The following is a 25,633-nucleotide window of genomic DNA, read 5'->3' on the forward strand; positions in this document are numbered from 1 at the left end:
GAATCGGTCGCTCCTTTATTTTTTTTGACTAGAATAATTGTAAGCGGACTCATGCTTCTGTACAATGGAGAATGTAAGCGATTTAAAGTAGAGATTAAAGGGGGAATAGAGATGATTCCGTACAAACACGAACCATTCACGGACTTCTCACAAGAAGCAAACAAGAAAGCGTTCGAAGAGGCACTTGCACTCGTCACGCAAGAACTCGGCAAAGATTATCCGCTCGTCATCGGTGGAAAACATGTGACGACGGAAGATAAAATCGTCTCCGTCAATCCGGCCAACAAAGAAGAGATCGTCGGACGTGTCTCAAAAGCGACACAGGAACATGCAGAAGAAGCGATGCAAGCAGCAGTCACAGCCTTCGAAACATGGAAATTCGTCAATCCGTCTGTACGTGCGGACGTCCTATTCAAAGCAGCGAACATCATCCGTAAGCGGAAGCATGAGTTCTCTGCCTACCTCGTCAAAGAAGCAGGGAAGCCTTGGAATGAAGCGGATGCGGATACAGCAGAAGCAATCGACTTCCTCGAGTACTACGCACGTCAGATGCTCGTCTTAAAAGACGGTAAGAAAGTCGAGAGTCGTCCAGGCGAATACAACCGTTACGATTACATTCCACTCGGTGTCGGTGTGATCATCTCACCATGGAACTTCCCACTCGCAATCATGGCTGGAACAGCCGTCGCAGCAATCGTGGCAGGGAACCCAATCCTCTTGAAACCAGCATCGACGACACCGGTCGTCGCAGCGAAATTCGTTGAAGTGATGGAGCAAGCTGGTCTTCCGGCAGGCGTCTTGAACTTCGTACCCGGTTCAGGAGCAGAAGTCGGCGACTACCTCGTCGATCACCCAAAAACACGTTTCATCAGCTTCACGGGATCACGTGATGTCGGTCTTCGCATCAATGAGCGGGCATCAAAACTGAACGAAGGTCAAATCTGGCTCAAACGTGTCATCGCGGAAATGGGCGGAAAAGATACGATGGTCATCGATGAGTCGGCTGACCTCGATTACGCAGCGGACATGATCACGAAAGCGGCATTCGGATTCTCAGGTCAAAAATGTTCAGCTTGTTCACGTGTCGTCGCACTCGACTCTGTCTATGACGAGTTGCTCGAAAAAGTCGTCGCGAACACAAACAAACTCAGCATCGGTAACCCGACGGATGTCTCAAACAATGTCGGACCAGTCATCGATGCAGCAGCCTTCAAGAAAATCACGTCGTACTTCGACGTCGCAAAAGAAGAAGGACGCATCGTCGCAGGTGGTACGGCTGACGATTCAACAGGATTCTTCGTCTCACCAACAGTCGTCGCGGACGTTCAACCAACGGATCGTTTGATGCAAGAAGAAATCTTCGGACCAGTCGTCGCCTTCACGAAAGCGAAAGATTTCAAAGAAGCAATCGATATCGCAAACAACACGGAATACGGATTGACAGGTGCTGTCATCACGCAAGACCGGACGAATCAAGAGTACGCACGTGCGAACTTCCACGTCGGTAACCTCTACTTCAACCGGGGTTGCACAGGCGCAATCGTCGGCTACCAACCATTTGGTGGGTTCAACATGTCAGGTACGGATTCGAAAGCGGGCGGACCGGATTACTTGACTTTACATCTTCAAGCAAAAACTACTTCAGAAATGTTCTGAAATGGTGTTTAATAGACGAAACGGGTGTGCGACCTGCACACCCGTTTTTCTTATATCACGGAAAAAGGGGGAGCAAGGATGAACGGAATGTGGTTCGCGATTTTGCTATATCTCGGCCTGATGGTCGCACTTGGCGTCATTGCGTATTATCGGACGAAGAACATGAATGACTATATGCTTGGAGGACGTACGATCGGTCCCGTCGTCACGGCGCTCTCTGCGGGAGCAAGTGACATGAGTGGGTGGCTGTTGATGGGTTTACCGGGTGCGATGTATGCAACTGGTCTGTCCAGTGGTTGGATTGTCGTCGGATTATTACTTGGCGCTTATGCCAACTGGTTACTCGTCGCGCCTCGTCTGCGTGCGTATACGGCACATGCAGGGGATGCAATCACGATTCCCGATTACTTTGAAAAACGATTCCACGATAAAAGTGGTGTTTTGCGTACCGTTTCAGCTGGAGTTATTTTAATATTCTTTATAATGTACGCATCAAGTGGTTTTGTCGCAGGTGGTCGTTTATTCGAAGCTGTCTTTGGTCTTGAATATACAACAGGTCTTTGGATTCTCGCAGGCGTCGTCATTGCGTATGTCTTCCTCGGTGGTTTCCTTGCCGTCAGTTGGACGGACGTCGTGCAAGGGATGATCATGGTCATCGCATTGCTGATCGTACCAGCTGTCGCGCTGACTTTAAGTGGTGGGATTAACGATACACTCGAGACGATCCGGTCGACAGGCGGCTCGAAACTGGAACTGTTCAAAGGGACGACGACGATCGGTATCATCTCGCTTCTCGCGTGGGGACTCGGATATTTTGGACAGCCGCATATTATCGTTCGTTTCATGGCGATTCGTAACTTACATGAGATGAAATCGGCGCGTCGTGTCGGGATGATTTGGATGACGTTCTCGATCGTTGGTGCAATGGTGACGGGCTTGATCGGATATGCCTATTACACGCAACAAAGTGCAGGATTAAAAAATCCAGAGAATGTCTTCATTCAATTATCACGTGACCTTTTCCCAGGATTCATTACAGGGTTGTTGCTTGCAGCCTTACTTGCTGCGATCATGTCGACGATTTCGACGCAGCTGCTCGTTTCTTCAAGTGCGGCAACGAATGATTTCTATCACCGTTTCTTTAAACGCGATGCTTCAGATCGTGAATTGATGATCATGGGACGCTTGATGGTTCTCGTCGTGGCGCTTCTAGCGATTCTCTTATCGTTTGGTGCAGAGAAGTCGATTCTGACGCTCGTCGGATATGCGTGGGCTGGCTTTGGTTCAGCGTTCGGTCCAGTCGTGCTGTTCAGCCTACTATGGCGGCGGATGAACAAGACCGGAGCACTTGCTTCGATGATTACGGGATCCGTCGTCGTCATCGCTTGGATTCTCATCAATCAGAACGTCGCCGGATTACCATCGTACATTTCGGAAATGTACGAGATGATTCCAGCTTTCATCGCTTCGACGATTGCGCTCGTCATCGGTAGTCTTGTGACGAAGGAACCGAGTCAAGCGATCTATGATGAGTTCGATCAAGTACAAGCGCAGCTAAAAGGTGCAGAGCCTGAGCGGAAAATCGTCTAAATAACGGAGAGGGGTGTTTCCTGAGTAAAGGAGACACCCCTTTTTTATTTACTTGATACGTTATTATTTACCATAAACATATTTGTTGCACTTGCGCAAAATAAGCGTATAATGAAAACAAAAAGTGAGGTGAACGAGATGGCGACACAGCCACTTACACAAGATTTACCAAGAAAACGGACATATATCGGACCGGCGTTCGTCGCTGCCGTCGCGTATATTGATCCGGGAAACTTCGCGACGAACATGACGGCAGGTGCCCAGTATGGCTACTTGTTACTCTGGGTCATCGTTGCCTCGAACTTGATGGCGGTCGTCATTCAGTTCCTATCAGCCAAACTTGGAATCGTCAGCAATCTCAGTTTAGCGGAGGTGATCCGGGAGGAGTTGTCGCCGGTCTATCGCTTCTTCTACTGGGTACAAGCGGAGCTCGTCGCGATGGCGACCGATCTCGCCGAGTTCGTCGGAGCCGCACTCGGATTTCATTTACTGTTTGCGATCGATTTACGGATGGCGGCATTGTTGACGGCAGTCCTATCATTCGTCATCCTCGGATTCGAGCAAAAGGGACTCCGTCATTTCGAAGCCGTCATCGCCGTTCTTGTTTTAATCATCGCAGCGGCTTTTGCGATTGAAGTATTTGAAGTCCATCCGGTGTTCCGAGATTTATCGGCAGGGTTGTTACCGGGATTCGAAGGTACGTCGAGCATCGTCCTTGCTGCCGGGATGCTTGGAGCGACCGTCATGCCGCATGCGATCTATCTCCATTCCGATTTAACGAAACGACGGATGGGGCATGTTGCGAACAAGATGCCGTTGCTACGGATCCAACGCTTCGATATTTGGGGTGCGATGTTGATTGCCGGAGCAGTCAACGGAGCGATGCTCGTCATCGCGGCCAGCGTCTTTTACGACACGAAGTATCAAGCCGGTTCGCTTGAAGAAATTTATGAAGGACTACATGTCACGCTTGGTGGCATCGCGCCGTATCTGTTTGCGATTGCCTTACTCGTATCAGGTCTCGCTTCATCAAGCGTCGGGACGATGTCGGGGGACGCGATCATGCGCGGCTTCCTCCATCTCCAGCTGCCACTGTTCGTTCGCCGGACTGTGACGATGTTACCGGCGATTTTGTTACTTTTCTCCGGTTTTGATCCGACACGGGCACTTGTCCTCAGTCAGGTTGCTTTATCGTTCGGGATTCCGTTTGCGTTGATTCCCTTGATTCGGGCGACAGCAAGTGAGCGGTACATGGGAGAACATCGGAACAGTCGGTTCATGAACGCGTTGTCCTGGATCATTGTCTCGATCGTCATCGTCTTCAATGTCTATCTGCTTGTTGATGTCTTAGTATGAATATTCAGTATTTTTGTTTCGTCTGATTTAAACCGGGTATTTCATAACTAGAAGCTTTCCGCCCGGAAGCTTTGCTACCCCTATAAGGACGATGGTGCGGACCTCCCCCCGATGCACCATCGTCTTTTTTGTCTGGACGAAAAGTGCTATGATTAGAAATAGTGTAAAATATATCGCAAAAGTTCCGGAGGTGGAATGACATGGCAAAGATTAATGAGGAGCAAGTCCGCCACGTGGCGCATTTGGCACGCCTTGCCGTGACAGATGAAGAAGTAGCACAATTCACAGGACAACTCGAGAAGATTCTTGGGTTCGCTGAACAATTAAATGAACTCGATACGACAGGCGTCGAACCGACGACTCATGTCCTCGATTTAAAGAACGTCCTACGTAAGGACGAAGTACGTCCATCACTTCCGCGTACGGAAGTAGAACGACTCGCACCCGATTGGGAAGACGGACAAGTCCGCGTCCCAGCGGTGTTCGAATAAGGAGGAAATGACCCGATGTCACTTTTTGAACATGGTGTCAAAACATTACACACACTCATTCAGGATGGCGAAGTCAAAGCTTCTGAACTCGTCAAGGAATCCTTTGATCAAATCGACCGCGTCGACGGAAAAATCGGTGCGTTTCTCTCATTGAATGAAGAAGCGTTCGAGCAAGCGAAACGAATGGATGATGTCGCGAAACACGAAGCGAACCCACTGTTTGGTCTTCCAATCGGCGTCAAGGATAACATCGTCACGAAAGGAATGACGACGACATGTGGTTCGAAATTCCTTGAGAACTTCGTACCAGCACATGATGCGACGGTCGTCGAGCGTCTGCATGAAGCAGGGGCAATCACGATCGGGAAATTGAACATGGATGAGTTCGCGATGGGTTCTTCAAACGAGAACTCAGCGTACAAACCGGTTCGCAATCCATGGAATACGAAACACGTTCCAGGCGGTTCTTCGGGTGGTTCAGCAGCTGCTGTCGCAGCAGGCGAAGTCTTGTTCAGCCTCGGTTCGGATACAGGTGGTTCGATTCGTCAGCCGGCTGCCTATTGTGGTGTCGTTGGGTTGAAACCGACTTACGGTCTCGTCTCACGTTTTGGTCTCGTTGCGTTCGCGTCATCGCTTGACCAAATTGGTCCGTTGACCCGAACAGTCGAAGATAACGCGTATCTTTTGAGCGCGATCGCAGGACACTGTGGGATGGATTCGACGTCTGCGAACGTTGCAGCAACGGATTATACACAAGCGTTGACTGGTGATATCAAAGGTCTGAAGATCGCTGTTCCGAAAGAATACTTCGGCGAGGGTGTCAGTGAAGGCGTCAAAGCCAACATCCGTGAAGCGATCCAAAAACTCGAAGCACTCGGTGCGACGGTTGATGAGGTGTCACTCCCGAACTCGAAATATGCGCTTGCGACGTACTACTTACTCGCTTCATCAGAAGCATCATCAAACCTTGCGCGCTTTGACGGTATTCGCTACGGAGTCCGTGCGGAAGCGGATGCACTTGAAGATGTCTTCAAGTATTCCCGCTCACAAGGATTCGGAGACGAGGTCAAACGCCGGATCATGCTCGGAACGTATGCGCTCAGCTCTGGTTACTACGATGCCTACTATAAAAAAGCACAACAAGCTCGGACGTTGATCAAAAAGGATTTCGACGATGTCCTTGCGAACTATGACGTCATCATCGGACCAACAGCACCGACACCAGCATTCGAACTCGGTGCACAGCTCGATGACCCGGTCACGATGTATGCGAATGACATCTTGACGATTCCGATTAACTTAGCAGGTGTCCCAGCGATCTCGGTTCCAGCTGGATTCGTCGACGGTCTTCCGGTCGGCTTACAAATCATTGGAAAACATTTCGATGAGGCGACGATCTATCGCGCTGCGCATGCGTTTGAGCTTGCGACAGGTGGATTCGCGCTTCCGAAGTTATAAGGAGCGAATGTATCATGAACTTTGAAACGATCATCGGGATCGAGGTCCACGCCGAACTGAGCACGAACACGAAGATGTTCTGTGGTTGTGCGCGGGAATATGGCGCAGAGACGAATACGAAAACGTGTCCGATTTGTCTTGGACACCCGGGCGTCTTGCCGAAAATCAACGAAAAAGCCGTCGAACTCGCCGTTCGTGCAGCGATGGCGCTCAACTGCCAAGTAGCTGATCAAACAAAATTCGACCGGAAGAACTATTTCTATCCGGATACGCCAAAAGCGTATCAAATCTCGCAGTTTGATCAACCAATCGGCTTTGATGGCTACATTGATGCGGAAGTCGATGGCGAAACGAAACGCTTCCGAATCGAACGTGTCCATCTGGAAGAAGATGCCGGTAAGATGAACCACACGGGTGCCAACCATTCGGTCGTCGACTTCAACCGGACAGGCGCACCGCTAATTGAGATCGTCAGTGAAGCGGATATGCGTTCACCGAAAGACGCAGTCGCCTACCTCGAACGTCTCAAGGAAGTCTTGCAATATGCAGGCGTCTCAGACGTCAAGATGGAAGAGGGGTCACTCCGTTGCGACTGTAACATCTCGGTGCGTCCATACGGACAAGAGAAGTTCGGTACGAAAACAGAGCTCAAGAACTTGAACTCGTTCGGAAATGTCTTAAAGGGTCTTGAGTTTGAAGAAGATCGTCACCGCAAGTTACTGCTTGCTGGTGGTGTGATGCGTCAAGAAACACTCCGTTTCGATGAGACGAAAAAACAAACCGTCCTCATGCGTGTCAAGGAAGGGGCGTCGGACTATCGTTACTTCCCAGAGCCTGACCTCGTCAAGCTCGTATTGGATCACGATTGGAAAGAAGCGATTCGTGCCGGCATCCCGGAACTTCCAGACGCACGCCGTGTTCGTTACCAAGAAGAACTCGGTCTTTCAGCGTATGATGCGAAACAATTGACGGTCACGCGTGAAATGGCAGAGTACTTCGAAGCGACACTTGCAGCTGGTGCAGAGCCAAAAGCAGCAGCCAACTGGACAGTCGGTGAGATCCAAGGTCACTTGAATAAATCGACGGAAACGTTCGAAACAGTCAAGATGACACCAGCGCGTTTGGCAGAGATGATCGACTTGATCGCAAGCGGCACGATTTCTTCGAAAATCGCCAAACAAGTCTTCACGGCAGTCATCGAAGAAGGTGTCGAGCCGCGTGCATACGTTGAAGCAAACGGTCTTGCACAAATTTCGGATGAAGGATTGTTGCGTGGTCTCATCGTCGAGATGTTCGAAGCGAACCCAGCCGTCGTTGAGGAGTTACTCGGTGGACGTGATCGGAAGAAAGGCTTCGTCATCGGTCAGATCATGAAGAAAACAAAAGGAATGGCAAACCCTGCTCTCCTTGATCAACTCTTCTACGAAGAGCTCGAAAAACTGAAATAAGTTGCACTTAAGATGGCGTCTGTCTCTCCCTCGCTGAGGTGAAGAAACGGACGCTGTCTTTTTTGGCTTTGTAATGTCTCGAGAGTTCATGTAAAATAAAACAGTTATGTATCAAATGAACGGTTGAGTCAAAAAGGAGAAAATCTTATGAGACCTAGAGCGCGCGTGATTTATAACCCGACTTCCGGGAAAGAGATGGTTAAACGAAACTTACCGTATATCCTCGACCGACTCGAAGCAGCGGGTTATGAGACATCTGTTTACTCGACGAAAGCGGTCGGTGATGCAACGTATGAAGCAGCACGAGCATGCGAAGCAGACTTTGATCTTGTCGTTGCTGCAGGCGGCGATGGTACGTTGAATGAAGTGATCAGTGGAATGGCAGCTTATAGCAAACGTCCAAAGCTTGGTGTATTACCTGTTGGAACGACGAATGACTTTGGTCGGGCGATGCGTATTCCGTTGACGATCGAAGGGGCGATGGATGTTATCTGCACGGGACATACGATGCCGGTCGATATCGGTAAGATCGAAGGTTCGACAGGCGTCCATTACTTCATCAACATCGCTGGTGGCGGCATCATGACAGAACTGTCGTACGAAGTGCCTTCAAAGCTGAAGACGGCACTTGGACAGCTCGCGTACTACGTCAAAGGGATGGAGAAACTTCCGCAAATCCGACCGACATATGTCGAACTGGAGCATGAAAAGGGTATATTCAAAGGAGAAGTCATGCTGTTCTTGACATCCAATACGAACTCTGTCGGTGGATTCGAGAAGTTGTCACCGAACGCGTCACTCAATGACGGTCGGTTCGATCTCTTCATTCTGAAGAAATGTAACCTCGTCGAATTGATTCGTGTCATGCGTCTTGCCTTAAAAGGGGATCATTTCTCGGACCCTTGCATCGAGCATGTCACGACCTCATTCGTCCGCATGAAGAATACATCAGAGATGAGTTTGAACATCGATGGTGAGTTTGGCGGCATCTGCGAAGGCGAGATGACGAATCTTCGCTCTCATTTCGAAGTCATGACACCAAAGTTCCGGATCGAAGAGATGGAACAAATCAATACACAACTTCAAGAAGCAGAAACGAACCTCGCGTGAAGCGAGGTTTTTAAGGAGGATATTCATGATTCCAGTACAAAAGAACGATGAACACGTCGTCGAGATCGTCGATCTGACACATGAAGGGTCAGGGGTTGCGCGCATCGATGGATATACGGTCTTCATCCCGGGCGCATTGCCGACGGAACAGGTCAAGATCAAGATCACGAAAACGACGAAGTCTTACGGATTCGGTCGCATCATCCGTCAAAAGACGAAGAGTGTCGATCGTGTCGAGCCGCCTTGCCCGGTTTACAACCAGTGTGGTGGTTGCCAATTGCAACATTTGTCATACGATGCAGAACTCAAGTTCAAGCACAACCGTGTCCGTGACGCTTTCACGCGTCTAGCAGGTCTTGAAATTCCCGTCCACGAGACGATCGGGATGGAAGATCCGTGGGGTTACCGCAACAAGGCACAAGTACCGGTCGCGTTCCAATCAAACAAATTGATGGCTGGCTTCTATCAAAAACGGAGCCACCGGATCATCGATATGGACTACTGCTTGATCCAAAACAAAGAAAACGATGAAGCTGTCCAAGCGGTTCGTAAAGTCCTCGCTGACTTAAAAGTCCCAGCATACGACGAGAAGAAAAAAGCAGGTGTCATTCGTCATATCATGGCACGTCATGGTTATCATACGAACGAGTTGATGGTCGTTCTCGTCACGAAGGTCAAACAACTTCGCGGTATCGATAAAATCGTCGAGGGAATCTTAAAGGCGTTACCGAACGTCACTTCGATCCAGCACAACATCAACCCGGATGATACGAACGTCATTCTTGGGAAAAAGAACGTCGTCTTGTACGGACCGTCCGTCATTCGCGATCAAATCGCTGGTTTGACGTATGAGATCTCTCCGCATTCGTTCTTCCAAGTCAACCCGCTGCAAACAGAGAAACTCTACGCGAAAGCGCTCGAGTATGCTCAGTTGACAGGAGATGAGACAGTCGTTGATGCATACTGTGGAATCGGTTCGATTTCCTTGTCACTCGCAAAACAAGCGAAGCACGTCTACGGTATCGAGATCGTACCGCAAGCAATCGATGACGCACGCCGGAACGCACAAGCGAACGGTATCGAGAACGTGACGTTCGAGTACGGTGCAGCTGAGAAGGTCATGCCTGATCTCGTTAAAGCAGGTATCCAACCGGACGTCATCGTCGTCGACCCACCACGTAAAGGCTGTGACGAAGAGTTCTTGCGTGCTGCTGCGGATGTCGCACCGAAGCGGATCGTCTACGTCTCTTGTAACGCGTCAACTCAAGCGCGTGACGCGAAGTTGTTGACAGAGCTCGGTTATACACTCGTCGAAGTGACGCCGGTCGATATGTTCCCACATACGACACACGTTGAGAGCGTTGCCTTGTTCGTCCGTAACTAAATCGTTCATGGGGCTGACTCAAAAGTCAGTCGCTACAAAGATAAGGGGGGACAGATCATCAATCTGTCCCCCCTTATCTCGTAATAAAAAGAATGACGCGTCACACGCCACTCCTACAGGAAAAACGCATTTATGCGTTGTCAGAGACGAACAAGACCCGCTTTCCTGCTTAAATGAAGCAGGAAAGCTGGCTTGTGTCTCGCCTGAGGAAGGGGCGTGAAAAGACGCGTCATTCTTTTTTTGAGTCAGCCCCTTTTTTGTCTTTACGCTTAGCAATTAATGGGTGGGAACAAAAAAATGAGAAACGGCTTTATTAAGCCATTTCTCATTTTGATAATCGTCATTCTGTTTCTGTTGTTTCATCCTCAATCGTTGACTGTGCTGTGCTCGGGAACAACTCAGCAAGAACACGTTCACTTGCCGTGCCGTCATCCAAGCTACAGAACCGTTCGAGGAAGCGATCATATTTTTCTTGGTAAGCGACAGACTTCGTATCAATCTGTTCGATATAATCGATGACTTGATCCGTTTCTTTTAGGAGTGGTCCCGGAACGACTGCTTCGAAATCGAAGTAGAACCCACGTAACGTCGATGCATATTTTTCCAAGTCGTACGTAAAGAAGATCATCGGACGTTGTAAGTGCGCATAATCGAAGAAGACAGACGAATAGTCGGTGATTAGCACGTCACTGATTAAATACAACTCTGCGATATCACCGTATGACGACACGTCATAGGCGAATCCTTCGTGTCCACTGATATCCATATTTTGAGCGATCAAGTAATGCATCCGGAGCAAGACGACGTAATCGTCACCAAGGCGTGCCTGCATCTCGTTCAAATTAAGTTGGAGATCGAAGCGGTATTTTCCGCGTGCGATGAACTCGTCATCCCGCCATGTCGGTGCGTACAAGACGACTTTCTTGTCGGCTGGAATATCCAGACGCGCTTTGATTTCGCTGATGAGACCAGCTTGATCGTCCGCATACAAGAGATCGTTTCGCGGATAACCGGTCTCGAGCATCGTGTTTTGGAAACCGAACGCACTTTTGAAGATTTCGCTCGAATAAGCATTCGGAGAAATCAAGTAGTTCCATTCCTGTGCTTGATTGTAGAAGTTCCGTTTGTAGCGTGTCGCATTCGTTCCCGCCATATGGACTTCTTCCATGTCGAGACCTAATCGTTTTAATGGTGTACCGTGCCATGTCTGGAGATAGATCGTCTCTTTGCGTTTTTTCAAGCTTAGTGGCTGGCGCGTATTGAAGATCCAATACTTCGCACGTGCCATCGCTTGGTAGTACGCGAAGCTGTTTTTGAGCACCCAGTTCGGACAAGCTTCCTTGACGTCATCTGAAGGTTCTTTCGAGAAAATCCAGACAAGTTCGAGTTCTGGGCGTTGTTCTTTTAATTTCAGGTAAAGCGCCTTTGGATTATCAGAATAGCTCCGACCGAGGAAACTCTCAAATAAGACGAGGTTCTCTTTGACCGGCATCTTTTGGAACAGGCGATAGAGCATCAGACCGTTCTTGATCTTTTTACGTCGTGCCGTCCGTAGCGTTCGTTTTGTCTTCACGGCAGTGATGTATGAACGGAACATGAAGTAGGAACCCGTCGACCATGCTTGTAGATACTTACTTCGTGTCTTCGTCTGTCTTAAATCGTAAGCGACATGGCGGAATATATCTGCCTGCTGACTTTTTGACGTGCTTCGTTCAAGCAACGCACGACCACGTTTTGAGATGAATCGTTTGTACCATGTATTCAAGAACTTTTGAACAGTGTTATCCATCGTATGCGCAGATAACATACCATAGATCCGTGAAATATCAGTCAATGTCGTGATATCGCGTGCTTGATAGAGTGATTGTCCCTCGAGTGGTGTACTGCGTGAGTTTCGACCGTAGACGACATAACTGACCGATGTCAGGTTCGTCAGTTTCGCGATGATCGTATGCGCGATGATCGTATCGGCAAACCATCGTGTCTCAAGAACCGGCAAATCGCTCAGCAAGTCCTTTTTGATCATCCAGCCGTGAATCGTCGTCAAATGACGCGAATTGAATTTCGTACGAGTGTAGAAGAAATAACGATCATCATCGATCGGCATAAGCCATTTTTTCTTGTTGTAGACAGGTGAGACTTTACCGATGATGACTTCGCCGCGTGATTTCTCATAGGCTTTGATATACGTATAGAGCGCACGTGGTGCGAGGATATCATCACTATCGAGGAATGTGACGTAGTCACCTGTCGCGACTTCAAGACCGCGACGGCGTGCAGCATATGTTCCTTGATGTGCTTGTTCCAAGAACGTACATGTCGGATAGAGGGAGCGAAGCTCATCGATGTATGTGCTTGGTCCATCAAAGACGACGATGATTTCTACCGGAATAGACACCTTCTGATCAAGAACGGATTGAATGGCTGCCTTCGTTTGTGATTCGGTTTGATAGACAGGAATGATGACACTAATTGAGTTCATGTTGATTCTCCTTTTTTGTTGAAAGAATCCGCTCAAGACGGATTCACGAAAATAGTTCCTGTTGAATAGGATATCACAAAACGAAAAAAAGGCACGACTCTCTTAAAATTCACTTCGTTGACGATAATGTGTCGGGGTCTCACCGGTCGTCTGCTTGAAGGCTTGACTGAAGTGGCTTTGACTCGAGAAGTGTAACTTGTTCGAGATCGTCAGCAAGGAATCGTCTGAAGAACGCAAGAGGCGCTTCGCTTCCCGGATCCGTTCCCGGATAACGTAGCGGGCGAGCGGTAGACCGGTCTCATCTTTGAATAGGACGGACAGATAGTTAGACGAGACATGGATGGCTTGACTGATCGACGAGACGGACAATGGTTCATAGAGGTGTTGCTGAATATAACGAATGGCTGCCAACACATGTGGCGAATGACGTAATGCTTGGAGTTCCTTGACGGCTTCGGCAAACGAAACGGTAATCCGGACATGCCGATTCCGGAGCTCAGCGATACTCGTCGCCGCTTCAATCGTCTCAATCATCCGGTCGCTGAGTGAGAATGCCTCATCCGGTTCCAGTCCGCCGCGAATCGCAGCACGCGCGCTTAAGAGGACAGTCCCGAGCAACAGATTCTTTTCTGCACGTAACGGCTGATGACGGGCGAGTGTTCCGAACTCGCCATAGGCCGGCAGGGAATAGGTCGTAGCGAGGCGCTCACTTTGACCGGTCGCGATCCAATCAATGATTTGTTGTTCCCGTTGCCAGGCTTTTCGATATGCCGTGACGCCTGTATGGGAAGGGGCGTCTGCGACGAGAGGGATTTCGGCTTCCTGAATATCAGACTGTTGTTCGATCTCGCGCTTCGGTAGAGCTTCCCCGTGTAACAAGCGATACATCAAGTGAGCACAGTCAATCAGTCGATTCTCCGTCGTACGTGGTAAGGCTTTATAGAACTGATGGTAGGCTTCATCTTGGATGTGTGCCCGAAAAAGAGCCGATTGTAGTAAAACCGGACCGATTCGGTACATTCCTTGTTCCGGAACATCTAAAAAGAGGTAAGCTGTACCATCTTTCAGGGTATAGAGTAGAGGAGTCTTTTTTAATACTGGCCATTCGTTCTCAATCAGTAAGGTTCCCGGATGAGATGGAGCTTCTGGACGTAACGACAGCGGAGTACCGTGATGATCTCGGTACGTGACGAAAAAACCAGTCATCCCGTAGAGGTGCTCTGCGATTTGCGTCAAGTCAGACGTCGACAAGCGATTCATGACACGACTCCTTTCGAAATATAGTGGATTGCTTCTAGTGTATGTCCTCTTTCGCGGATAGTCGAGAACGAAACAATGAAAAACGAAGCCTTTCGAAAAAAGACTTCGCTGAAAATCATTCGGATGAAGACGAAGGAACCTTTAAATCCGAATCATGTCGTTCCTCGTCAAGTGATGCGACAACTGCTTCCTCATACAATACGGATTCTTCCGAATGTATGACCTCTTCAACGGAGTCGTGAACCAATGCTTCCGTATCGTCGAGTTGGAAATCAAGCGTCAGTTGATGGAGATTACCAGCAATCTTTGCAAGATGCGTAGCGGCAGACGTCACGGATTCGAGTGTTGCGTTCGTTTCTTGAATGCTCGCACTACTCGTCTCAAGACCTGCGGCATTCTCTTCCGTCAAAGCGAGAATCGTCCCCATGGCGTCTGAGACTTCTTCCGTCGCTTGCGTCAACGCATGGATGTCACCGGTCAGTTCTTCTGTCCGGCGTGAGACATGTTGGACGGAACCCGCGATTTGCTCGAAATCGTCACCGGTCGTCTTGACGGAATCAAGCGATCGTTTCAAATCATCCATGACATGGTTCATCGCACCCATCGCGGTCTGTGTCTCGTCTTGGATATGATCGAGGAGTTGTTTGATTTGCTTCGCAGAAGCGTCACTCTCTTCCGCAAGCTTTCGGACTTCACTCGCAACGACAGCGAATCCGCGTCCTTGTTCGCCAACGCGTGCTGCTTCAATGGCGGCATTCAAGGCGAGCAAGTTCGTCTGACTCGAGATTGCTTGTAGTGTGCCAAGGACTTTGGCAATCTCATCCGATCGTTTACCGAGGAAGTCGGACGTATTTTGGATTTCCTGTTCGAGTGAGACGGAATGATCAAGTAAATCGGCGATCGTCTGTTTCGTTACATCACTTCCGCGAACGGCTGCGGAAGCGACGGTCGAGACTTCCGATAATGTCGTTGACGCGACGTGTTGCATGGCCGTCGACCGTTCCTTGACGCCATGAACGGCATGGGACGAGCGCTCTGCTTGTTTCGTCTGTGTTTCACCAGCCGCCGCGATCTCTTCCATCGTTCGTCCGATTTGCAGAGAAGCTGTTTGGACGTGCGTTGCATTCGTGGAGAGTTCGGCAGATGCATCCCGGACGGTCGTCGCTGAAGTCGTCAAAGCGAGAATTGTTTGACGTAGTCGAGCCCGCATCGCGTCAAAGTTTTCGGTGAGATCCGTCAACTCGTCTTGGATGAAACGTGTCGGACGCTTTGGCGTCCGTAAATCACCAGAGGCGATGGCAAGTGCTTCTTGACGGAGTGTTGATAAAGGACGATTGATTGATCGACCAATCAACCAAGCAATCAACGTGGCTAAGGCGATCGCGACGACGAAGTTGATCAACGATTGACTGAGCATTTCTTCTTTCGGTGCATACAAGGAAGCATAGTCAAGAACGACAGCTAACTTAAAGCCTGTTTTTGACGAGGTCTGCCAGATGACGACGGATTTTGTACCGGCGACGTCCATGATGGTCGAACCCGACTCTTGTTCCATCATTGCTTTAGGAGCAGAAAAATAAGGTTTTCCGTCTTCTTTCATCTGCGTTACGTTTTTGAAGAAATAATTTTTATTCGGATGGGTGACAATCTTCCCATTTTGGGTATAGCTGAAGACGAATCCTTTTTGTCCGATTTCAATCCGCTTCATGTCTTCTGCTAGGCGATCGATACTTTTATAGATGGATAAGACACCTTTGATATTCGCCTGTGCATCTAGTGTTGCTTTTGAGAAGCCGATGATGGATAGTTTCGTTGCCGCATCATAATGCGGTTCACTCATGATGACGATGCTAGAGTTATCGAGTGCTTGTTTGTACCAGTCTTCCTTGCGTGGATCGTACCCAGGTGCTGCCGCTTGTTTTGGCCAGTTGAGATAACCACCAGCGGTATCCGCATACTGAATGAAGGAGTTTTCGATTTTCGATGAACCGTACTTTTCTAGGACGCTATAGATATCGTTCGCTTTTTGCGTCGGAGGAGTAGCCGGATCGGGTTGTTTCGTTTGATCCGTGTAGTTCGGTAAAGCGCCGTCCGCTCGGTTGAACGGAAGACCTGCGAGTAAGGTCGTATCCTTCTTCGTATCATCAATGATTCGTGTAAAGGATTGTTCGAGTTGCTTCAAAGCGGTTTGTGACGTCGAGTCTACAAGCTGATCGACGGTTTGGCTCGTCTGATCATAAGAAAACCAGGTTGAGGCACCGAGAGTGAGAGCGGGCAATAAAATAAGCCCGATGAACAGGCGACGCGTGATCGGGAGGCGCATATGTATTCTCCTAACTAAATAGTCTTTAAATTCTGTCTACTTGGAATATCGGAAGAGTATGACCAAATATGAAGGATTATGTAGAGATTTTCATCATTTGAGAAATGAATCGGAGCAGGGTTCATGATAAAATGAAAAGAGTGTCACAGAGTGGCTAGGGAGGAACAGAAATGAATATTGCTTTTTTCTTATTACCTAAAGATGAGGTGAAATATTTAGATCCTGAGTCAACGGTCAGACAAGCACTAGAAAAGATGAAACATCATCGTTTTACGTCAGTCCCACTCGTTGATAATAAAGGGAAATACGCAGGAACGCTGACAGAAGGCGATGTCTTGTGGGCGCTCGAAGCAAATCTCGAGCATGCCGATTATGACCATGTCTTGCAGACACGTTTAACCGATATCAAACAACGCGTCCGTTATAAACCGGTCTCGATCACAGCGCAAATGGAAGAGATGATTGAAGTCATCACGGATCAAAATTTCGTACCCGTCATCGATGACGGAAAACATTTCATCGGGATTATCCGACGACGTGACATCATCGATTATTTTGCTAAAAAAGTAGCGCGTGAGAACGTCAGTTATTAAAAAAGAATAAAACTAGTAAAAAAAGCACTTATTTTCGCAGAGATGTGGGAAGACGTGCTTTTTATTGACCCAAAACGACTTCAGGAAACGGTATGAGACGACGATATAGAAACATAATGACAATTTAGGGAGGACGATGTGTTGCGACGTTTATCACCAGCCTTCATCGTAGAAGCTTTTCGAAGACGCTCCTACTATAAAACGTTCTCATGGATGATTGCGATCATCGGGTTATTAGCATTGATCGTCGCATGTCAACATTTGATGAAAACACTCGAAGAAGGTTATCGCTTCAAAGCATCAGGAAAAACGATTGCTGAAGTGATACCATTTAATCATGCTGAACAAGAAGTGACACGCTATTATTTTTCATCATTGAATGAGGACACGGATGTTCTACAAGCGTCCAAACAGTCCGATCGTGCATTGGAACAACTAACGGATCGTCTACCGAACATGAAAGCGACCGGGTCGGCACGGGAAGAAGTCTTGGCGGAAGTCAAGAAGCTTCAACGACAAGGATATGAATCGAACCATCGTTTCTTCACGACGATGACGAATTTCAAGAGTGAAATCATCTTCAATCAACTCGTACTGAGCAAAGAGACAGGGTCTTATTATAATGTCTTCTCCAATTTGATTCTGATGGAGGAACAACTTGGGAAATCAGCTGAAATCTTAAAAGATGCCCGTCAAAAGGAAGAACCGAGCTCGATTGATCGATTACGGATTCAGCAGATGCGGATTGATTTACCGATACGCCAGACATCACTCATCAAATCATTGTATGATGTGATTCCTCTTCAGGACGATACGGGACGTCAAGATGTCGCAACAATGCGGGAACAGATGGCTGCCTATACACAAACGCTTGATGATCTATTGCGTGCTCCAGAAGTCGAGACGTACGCTGCTTTGGCAGGACAAGCGGAAGAATATGAATCGAGTATGTATCGTTTGTACGATCAAGAACTCAACCAAGTCGCACAAGAAATGCAGGATCGAGGCCATCATATCATTCGCAATGCCTGGCTTCTCTTTGGTGTAACCAGTGTTTTAATTCTTGGACTGTTGATTTTGACCTTATCGTTATTACGCGCCTTTCGCCAAGATCTCTCCTTACTGAAGGGAGAAGCGAATACCTTTGCGGAAGACCGCCGGCAATCCGGTTATGACGTACCGGAGCGAAATGATTTTCAACCAGTCGTCCAAGCATTTCGGACGATGACGGCCATCATCGCCGGGTTGCTCGATCATAATGATGCGAAAACAAAAGAGATCAAGCAGAAAAAAGCGGAAATCGAGTCGCTCTTTTCACAAAATACAGATCCGATTCTTGCGATGTCATCTGACTATACGATTGTGAACGGAAACGAACGCTTTCGACAATTGACGAAAGCGACGGCGGGATGGACGATCGAAGAACTGATCCATCCGGCTGATTTGAATCGGATACGGCGAGCGTTGAAGCAATCATTGGAAGGCCATAGTCAAACGATTCGTTGCAAGATGTTGTTCGATGAAGAAATCTTAAACATGTTCGTCAACATCGTCCATGTCGCAAACAAAGAAGACGATACAGGCGTTGCACTTTACTTATCCTGTCATGATGAAACGGATCAGTTCCGGCGCGAAGAACGGATCACACAACTCGCACTCTTTGACATGTTGACGGGACTGTTGAACCGAAATGGCTTCGAACAAATGATGACAGATGCGTTGAAAGCACCTCAGCCGGGAGAACTCGTCACCATCAGCGTTCGACAATTCCGGCGAATCAACGATATTTACGGACATGGTGCAGGCGATCAGATTTTGAAAGATCTCGCCAATCGACTCAAACATCATTTCATCGGAACGGGACAAGCCGCACGAATCGGGGGAGACGAATTCGCCGTGTTGGTTGCACAACAGGATATTGTGGATTACGAGAAATTGAAGCAAGTCATCGAACACGTTTATGAGATCGACGGAGAGTATGTCAATGTCAGCATCAGTATGAGTATGGTGCGGTACCCCGATGATGCAGTAGCCGTCACGTCCTTGTTATCTTCGGTTGATATCGCGATGCAGCATGCGAAGCAACAGACAGAAGGCGGACCGGTCTGGTTCGAATCCTGGATGAGTGCCGAGTATCTCGAATCCGTCGTCCTCGAAGGAGAACTGCGGGACGCGATCGAAAAGAACGAGCTACAATTGTTCTATCAACCACAAATCAATCTCGCGACAGGTCAGGTCGATGGTTGTGAAGCGCTTCTGCGCTGGTTCCACCCTGAACGAGGGATGATCAGTCCGGCGATCTTCATTCCGATTGCCGAACGATCCATGTTGATTGAAGAGATCGGGATGTGGGTCGTTGCCGAAACGGTCCGACAAGTCGAAGAGTGGAAGGATACGGAACTCGGAGTACTACGCGTCTCAGCGAACTTATCCGTCAAAGAACTCGTCTCCGGTCGGATCGTCGATTATCTGACTGATGTCCGAGAGGTTCATCCGGGAATCGAACAACGGATGGAACTTGAAATTACGGAATCATTCGGTGTCTTTTCAGATACACGCGTGTTTGATGCGTTACAGAAGTTGCATCAGATGGGGTATCGTCTTGCGATTGATGACTTTGGTACGGGGTATTCTTCCTTGTCGTACTTGAGTCGCTTGCCGATTCAGCGACTGAAAATTGACCGTTCGTTCATCAGTGGTCCGGATGCATGCTCGAACGCACCGCTCATCGAGACGATCATCAAGCTCGCACATACGCTGAAGTATGACGTCGTCGCTGAAGGGATTGAAGAACTTGAACAAGCTGATCATTTGCGAGTGCTTGACTGTGAGTATGCGCAAGGATTCTATTATTCAAGACCGATTCCAGCCGACGAGTTTCGAGTCTGGTACGTGAAGTACCATCAAAAGCTTCTATCTGAATGAAATTAGTCTATTATGATTCATGATTTTAATGTGTATGTGTCTTAAAATGAAAAAAGGTGAGTTTCCAGTCTGGAAACTCACCTTTTTTCATTCGATAAATAGAGAACGTGAATGTTCACCCTCGACTCCTACAGGAAAAGAAAGCACGATTTTCGCTTTCGTCAGGGCTAGATAAGATCCGACAGACCGCATGAAATGCGAGGTGCCGGATCTTATCACCCGCCTGTGGAAAGCGGGGATGACAGAAACGTTCGTTGTAAGCGTGAACTTTAGATTGATGAAAATAATTATTAAACGCGATCGAGTACGAGGTCGTCTGCTTGTTCGAGATACGCTTTGACCGGTGCGACCGCTGCTTCGACCGTACCTGGTGCAAACGGAGACTTTAATCCAGCGCGCTCGACGAGCGTGAGGAAGCTTTCTGATCCACCGGCACGACAGAGATCGAGATATGATGTCCAAGCTGCTTCCCGGTCCTGTTCCATCCAAGCATAGAACTGGAAGGCACAGACTTGAGCGAGCGTGTAATCGATGTAGTAGAAGGGACTTCCGAAGACGTGCCCTTGCTGATGCCACCAGGCACCTGAATCAAGATAATCATTCGCTTCATAATCACGATGCGGCAAATATTTCTTCTCGATCGTCCGCCATGCTTCGCGACGCTCAGCTGGTGTCAATTCCGGTTGGTTGTAGATGACGTGCTGGAACTCATCAATCGCAACGCCGTATGGAAGGAACGTGACGCTTCCTGCGAGGTGATTGAATTTGTATTTCGCCGTCTCTTCACCGAAGAATTCTTCCATCCATGGATAAGCAAAGAACTCCATCGACATCGAATGAATCTCGCACGCTTCATACGTCGGGAAGGCACTCTCTGGAGCAGTCAGGTGACGGCTCTCATAGACTTGGAACGCATGTCCGACTTCGTGTGTCAGGACATCGATGTCGCCTGCCGTTCCATTGAAGTTCGAGAAGATGAACGGGAGTTTTTCGTCTGCGATGTAGGTACAATACCCACCGCCCGCTTTTCCAGGCTTCGCCGTTAAATCGAGTGCTTCCCGGTCGAGCATGTAGTTGAAGAATTCGTTCGTCTCCGGTGACATCTCCGCATACATCTTTTTGCCGCCTTCGATGATGAAGGACTCTTCGCCTTTAGGTGTCGCGTTCCCAGACTTGAAGGCGAATCCTTCATCGTAGTAGTACAAGTGATCGACACCGATGCGTCGTTGCTGGCGTTCTTTAAGTTGTGTCGCGAGCGGGACGATCGTTTCAAGGATCTGTTCGCGATATTGTTCGACCATCGATTGATTGTAATCGACGCGAAGCATCCGTGCGTATCCGAGTTCGACGAACGATGGGAAACCGAGTGTCTTCGCGATGTCTGTCCGGATATGGACGAGTTTATCGTAAATTGTATCGATCGTTTCCCCTTGCTCTTTTAAGTAGCCATAGCGGGCTTCTGAAGCGGCTTTACGAACAGCCCGGTCTGGTGATTGGAGGTAAGGACCGAACTGCGATAAGTTAAGCGTCTTCCCGTCAAACTCGATTTGAGCAGAAGACATCAGTTTCGTATATTCGCTTGAGAGACGGTTCTCTTCTTGGAGCTTTGGAATGATTTCTTCCGAAAACGTCTTCAGGCTCGCTTCCGCAATCAGGAATAACTGTTTGCCTTGCGTCCGTTCGAGTTCATTGCGAAGCGGATGCGTCGTCAACGCTTGATAATAGCTTGAGACATATCCCTGATAGATCGCGCTTGCTTCATCAAAGAACCCTTGTTCCGTCTCATAGAACGTATCGCGTGTATCAATCGTATGACGGATTTCGACGAGCTGGCTTGCCGTTTCAAATTGATTTCTGAGGGTATTAATCTCAGTGATGGCTGCGTTTGCTTCATCTACTTGTGTGGCTTCCGTTAGTCGAGCGATTGCTTGATTCATCGATGTTTCAAGCAAAGCAAGATCAGGACGGACGTATGTAATTTCTGAAAATGTTAACATGTAAGCGCCTCCTTTTGATTTCTAACTATTATCACACAAAAATACTTGCAAAACCAGAGGGACAAACGTATGCTTTTTGTGAGAACGTGAGCGAGCTGTCTAACAGCTTACTCCTATAAAAAATCGAAACTTCCATTCGGAAGAAAAACGATCGAGAAAGTAGAGGGATAGTATCATGGGATTCTTAAAAAAATTGTTTGGTGGTAACGACGCAGGAAACACGAAAATCGCTTCTGCACTTACAGGTAAAATCGTCAACATCGAGAACGTACCCGATCAAGTTTTCTCTCAAAAAATGATGGGCGACGGTGTCGCGATCGAGCCAACAGAAGGTAAAGTCGTCTCACCGATCAACGCAACGGTTGAAACGATTTTCCCAACAAAACACGCAATCGGTCTAAAAGGTGAAGATGGTCTTGAACTCTTGATCCACGTTGGTCTTGATACGGTTAACCTTAAAGGCGAAGGCTTCACGGCTCACGTCCAGTCAGGTGACAAAGTCAAAGCAGGAGACGTCCTCGTCGAGTTCGATCTCGAGTACATCCGTGCAAACGCACCATCGACGATCACACCGATCATCGTGACAAATCACGATCAATTCACGCTTTCAGCTGTACCAGCTGAAGGAACTTCTGTTGTCGCAGGCGACACAGAGCTCTTCAAAGCAACACATAAATAAGATACGACACGCCTCCATCCCTTACGGATGGGGGCTTTTTTGATGTCTCCTCCCTTGTCTTACCGTTTTGTAAGAGAAGTGAAAGTAAAGTCCATTTTGAGAAAAGCATGGAAGGACTAGACTGAGTGTAACGAATCAAACACAGGAGGCATTACAGATGAAAGCAATCTTACGAGCAGAACAGATCACAAAAACCTATTACACGAAAACGGCACGCCACGAAGCACTACGTCCGACGACGCTCAGTGTCCATGAAGGGGAATTCGTCAGTATCATGGGACCGTCCGGTGCCGGGAAATCGACGTTGCTTAATCTGCTGTCGACAATCGATCAGCCGACGGACGGATCGATTTTAATCAATGGAGCAGACGTGACGGCGATGAAGGAAAAACAATTGGCTCGCTTTCGCCGGGAACAACTTGGCTTCATCTTCCAGGATTTCAATCTCCTCGATACAATGACGGTCCGGGAAAACATTGCCTTACCGCTCTCACTCGCGAACATCGATAAAAAGATGATCTTAGAGCGTGTCGATCGTGTGGCGCATCAACTCGGTATCCAGGACCTACTCGATAAACGTCCGGTCGAACTATCGGGAGGACAAAAACAACGGACGGCTGCCGCCCGTGCGATCATTCATGACCCGTCACTCATCTTAGCGGATGAACCGACCGGTGCGCTTGATTCAAAGTCAGCGACAGGATTGCTTGAAGCGATGCAGTCACTAAACGATGAAGGCGCGACGATCTTAATGGTGACACACGACCCGATGACGGCGTCTTATGCAGAACGAATTCTGTTCGTCAAGGATGGAGAGCTGTTCAAGGAAGTCCATCGCTTCGGTTCACAGAAGGATTTTTTCGAGCAGATCATGGAAGTCCAACGCGAACTCGGAGGTGCCGTCCGTGAGTTTGTCTAAACTGGCGTTTCAAAATCTAAAAAACATCCGTCAAAACGTGATGTACCTCGGTGCGGTCACATTCGCGATTCTCATTTACTACACGTTCCTTGCGATTCGATCAAACGAAGCGATGCTTCAGGCGAATGAATTGTACGGAAAATTAGGAACGGTCTTTACTGGAGCAAGTGTGATTCTAGCGCTTTTCTCCGCTATCTTCATCTGGTATTCAAGTGACTTCTTCTTACGCCGCCGTAAGCAGGAAATCGGTCTCTATGCATTGCTCGGTTTAGAGCGGGGACAGATTGCCCGACTGATCTTCCTTGAGACGATGGGGTATGGAGTGATCGGTCTAATCCTCGGGATTGCGATGGGAACAGTCGCATCGAAATATTTCGTACAGTTGCTGGCTTCCGTCATGGCGATGCGAGTCGATGCGACCTTTACGATCAGCGGGGCTTCCGTCATGCAGACGATCGGCGTCTTCCTTTTGATCTTCCTGATCATTGCCTTACGTTCAGCCCGGACGATCTATCGTTTTACATTGATTGAATTGTTCAAGGCAGAGCAACAAGCAGAATCCCTTCCGAAAGTCCATCCGATCCTAGCCGTGCTTTCGGTCGTTTTGATTGGTATCGGTTACTATTTGACGGGACAACCGTTGATGGATCACTTTACGATTGTCGCACCACTCTTGATGCTGTGTGTGATCCTCGGGACATTTGGAACGATGAGTTACTTCACGATCTTCTTATTACGCCTCTTAAGTAATCAAGCGCGACATTTCAAAGGAACGAATTTGATTCTGCACGGACAACTGTTGTCACGAATCAAATCGAACGCTGTCATGCTGTCGACGATCACGGTCATTACTGCCGTGACATTGACGACGGTCGGTACAGCGACATCGATCTATTACTTCATCGATCAGACTGTCGAGGAGCAAGTCCCGTACAGTCTGTCGATTGCGAGTAAACAAGCGGAAGCGGAACAGCTGATTGCAAAGTCCGACCAGAAGATCGACAGCCGGACGATGGTCAACGTCAAGAACGTCGATCACAAGATGACTGAGCTTCCGAATCCTCTGACGTTTACACGTTACTACGCGACGTATGCGTATGAAGACCAGCCGGGACAATTCAGCTACGTCAACTATTCGGACTACGTCAAGCTCGCGAAAGCGAATGGGAAAACGGTCATCAAAGAACCAAAACGAGGCGAAGCAATCGTCCTTGAAACATTTAAAGGAAACGATTTGTTGAAGATGAAAGTCAAATCGCCGGTCGGTGTCAAAATCAAGGATGTCCATGAGTCCTTTCGCATCACCGCTGCGACGAATTTACCAATCGCTCAACTTTATGAGAAACAGCGGCTTGCCTTCGTCGTAAACGACGATGCGTTTGCAAAGATGCCGGAAAAAGGTTTTATGCTGACGAATTATCAGTTTTCGGATGAACGTCATGACGATGGACTGATAAAGCAATTAACGCAACTGTATGGAAAACAAGCGGATACAGAAATGGCAGCGTACTATCCGGTCTATACGATGACGACGGCAACGACCGGCTTACTCGCGTTTGCTGCCGGCTTCCTCGGTCTCGTCTTCTTGCTTGCGACAGGTTCAATCATCTACTTTAAGATGCTCGCGGAAGCAGAAGAATCGAAACAACGGTTTGCGATCATTCAAAAGATTGGTGTCGATGAAAAGGAACAAACGGGTATCATCCGTCGCCTCGTCGGATTCGTCTTCTCTTTACCGTATGTCCTCGGACTCGTTCATAGTCTAGTTGCGATGCAAGTCCTGCAGAAACTGTTGAACTACAATATCGTCCGTCCGACATTACTTGCGATTGTTTGCTATACGATCGTCTATCTGATCTACTATATCGTCACGGTTCGTGCTTACCGCCGCATCGTGACGGGATGAACTAAATACGGATACACAGAACTGGAAACGGAATAATCGTTTCCAGTCCTTTTTGA

17 protein-coding genes are annotated in these 25,633 nt (G+C 48.4%); 13 read left to right on the plus strand and 4 right to left on the minus strand.

Features of this window, described 5'->3' with window-relative positions; translation table 11 throughout:
• Nucleotides 1-111 precede the first annotated feature (111 nt).
• The 8 genes from pruA (at nt 112) to rlmD (ending at nt 10,493) form a co-directional block, all read left to right on the plus strand.
• Nucleotides 112-1,656, plus strand: a complete 1,545-nt coding sequence (gene pruA, locus HZS85_RS01360) for an L-glutamate gamma-semialdehyde dehydrogenase (RefSeq protein WP_029342578.1) — start codon at nt 112-114, stop codon at nt 1,654-1,656.
• A gap of 78 nt (nt 1,657-1,734) precedes the next feature.
• On the plus strand, nt 1,735-3,246 hold the full coding sequence (gene putP / locus HZS85_RS01365; RefSeq protein WP_285801382.1) for a sodium/proline symporter PutP: 1,512 nt from the start codon (nt 1,735-1,737) through the stop codon (nt 3,244-3,246).
• Nucleotides 3,247-3,357: 111 nt separating this feature from the next.
• Nucleotides 3,358-4,602, plus strand: coding sequence for an Nramp family divalent metal transporter (locus tag HZS85_RS01370; RefSeq protein ID WP_214852377.1), 1,245 nt, complete (start codon nt 3,358-3,360; stop codon nt 4,600-4,602).
• A 200-nt stretch (nt 4,603-4,802) separates the two neighbouring features.
• Nucleotides 4,803-5,093: an Asp-tRNA(Asn)/Glu-tRNA(Gln) amidotransferase subunit GatC gene (gatC, locus tag HZS85_RS01375; protein WP_023469336.1), complete on the plus strand. Its 291-nt coding sequence runs from the start codon at nt 4,803-4,805 to the stop codon at nt 5,091-5,093.
• Nucleotides 5,094-5,108: 15 nt separating this feature from the next.
• Nucleotides 5,109-6,551, plus strand: coding sequence for an Asp-tRNA(Asn)/Glu-tRNA(Gln) amidotransferase subunit GatA (gene gatA / locus HZS85_RS01380; RefSeq protein ID WP_214852385.1), 1,443 nt, complete (start codon nt 5,109-5,111; stop codon nt 6,549-6,551).
• A 14-nt stretch (nt 6,552-6,565) separates the two neighbouring features.
• Nucleotides 6,566-7,999 carry an Asp-tRNA(Asn)/Glu-tRNA(Gln) amidotransferase subunit GatB gene (gatB, locus tag HZS85_RS01385; protein ID WP_035410227.1) on the plus strand — a complete coding sequence of 478 codons (1,434 nt, stop codon included), beginning with the start codon at nt 6,566-6,568 and terminating at the stop codon, nt 7,997-7,999.
• A gap of 147 nt (nt 8,000-8,146) precedes the next feature.
• Nucleotides 8,147-9,109, plus strand: a complete 963-nt coding sequence (locus HZS85_RS01390; protein WP_214852387.1) for a diacylglycerol kinase — start codon at nt 8,147-8,149, stop codon at nt 9,107-9,109.
• A 25-nt stretch (nt 9,110-9,134) separates the two neighbouring features.
• Nucleotides 9,135-10,493: a 23S rRNA (uracil(1939)-C(5))-methyltransferase RlmD gene (gene rlmD, locus HZS85_RS01395; protein ID WP_214852389.1), complete on the plus strand. Its 1,359-nt coding sequence runs from the start codon at nt 9,135-9,137 to the stop codon at nt 10,491-10,493.
• A gap of 340 nt (nt 10,494-10,833) precedes the next feature.
• Here the strand turns inward: rlmD and HZS85_RS01400 are convergent, their stop codons facing one another.
• The 3 genes from HZS85_RS01400 to HZS85_RS01410 all read right to left on the minus strand — a co-directional run bounded on the left by HZS85_RS01400 (nt 10,834) and on the right by HZS85_RS01410 (nt 16,558).
• Nucleotides 10,834-12,975 (minus strand): bifunctional glycosyltransferase/CDP-glycerol:glycerophosphate glycerophosphotransferase, encoded by a 2,142-nt coding sequence (locus tag HZS85_RS01400; RefSeq protein ID WP_214852391.1) that lies wholly within the window; start codon nt 12,973-12,975, stop codon nt 10,834-10,836.
• A gap of 102 nt (nt 12,976-13,077) precedes the next feature.
• Entirely contained in the window at nt 13,078-14,235 is a 1,158-nt protein-coding gene (locus tag HZS85_RS01405; protein ID WP_035410218.1) for a helix-turn-helix domain-containing protein, read from the minus strand.
• A 115-nt stretch (nt 14,236-14,350) separates the two neighbouring features.
• A complete protein-coding gene (locus HZS85_RS01410; RefSeq protein ID WP_214852393.1) occupies nt 14,351-16,558 on the minus strand; it encodes a methyl-accepting chemotaxis protein in 2,208 nt (735 codons plus the stop codon).
• 170 nt (nt 16,559-16,728) lie between these two features.
• Between HZS85_RS01410 and HZS85_RS01415 the strand changes: the two genes are divergently transcribed.
• Together HZS85_RS01415 and HZS85_RS01420 are read left to right on the plus strand one after the other, a co-directional pair.
• The gene (locus HZS85_RS01415) at nt 16,729-17,151 is read left to right on the plus strand and encodes a CBS domain-containing protein (protein WP_023469329.1); all 423 of its coding nucleotides are present in this window, start codon (nt 16,729-16,731) and stop codon (nt 17,149-17,151) included.
• A gap of 138 nt (nt 17,152-17,289) precedes the next feature.
• The gene (locus HZS85_RS01420) at nt 17,290-20,076 is read left to right on the plus strand and encodes a putative bifunctional diguanylate cyclase/phosphodiesterase (RefSeq protein WP_214852399.1); all 2,787 of its coding nucleotides are present in this window, start codon (nt 17,290-17,292) and stop codon (nt 20,074-20,076) included.
• A gap of 290 nt (nt 20,077-20,366) precedes the next feature.
• On the opposite strand, the gene HZS85_RS01425 is transcribed toward HZS85_RS01420, so the two are convergent.
• Nucleotides 20,367-22,073 carry a M3 family oligoendopeptidase gene (locus HZS85_RS01425; RefSeq protein WP_214852401.1) on the minus strand — a complete coding sequence of 569 codons (1,707 nt, stop codon included), beginning with the start codon at nt 22,071-22,073 and terminating at the stop codon, nt 20,367-20,369.
• A gap of 175 nt (nt 22,074-22,248) precedes the next feature.
• Between HZS85_RS01425 and HZS85_RS01430 the strand changes: the two genes are divergently transcribed.
• From HZS85_RS01430 to HZS85_RS01440, 3 genes are all read left to right on the plus strand, one after another.
• Nucleotides 22,249-22,752: a PTS sugar transporter subunit IIA gene (locus tag HZS85_RS01430; RefSeq protein ID WP_035410206.1), complete on the plus strand. Its 504-nt coding sequence runs from the start codon at nt 22,249-22,251 to the stop codon at nt 22,750-22,752.
• Nucleotides 22,753-22,909: 157 nt separating this feature from the next.
• The gene (locus HZS85_RS01435) at nt 22,910-23,671 is read left to right on the plus strand and encodes an ABC transporter ATP-binding protein (protein ID WP_214852402.1); all 762 of its coding nucleotides are present in this window, start codon (nt 22,910-22,912) and stop codon (nt 23,669-23,671) included.
• Entirely contained in the window at nt 23,658-25,577 is a 1,920-nt protein-coding gene (locus HZS85_RS01440; RefSeq protein ID WP_214852404.1) for an ABC transporter permease, read from the plus strand. Before HZS85_RS01435 ends, HZS85_RS01440 begins: the two co-directional genes overlap by 14 nt.
• Nucleotides 25,578-25,633 lie beyond the last annotated feature (56 nt).

It is taken from the genome of Exiguobacterium sp. s130 (genome assembly GCF_018619055.1).
GTDB lineage: Bacteria > Bacillota > Bacilli > Exiguobacteriales > Exiguobacteriaceae > Exiguobacterium_A.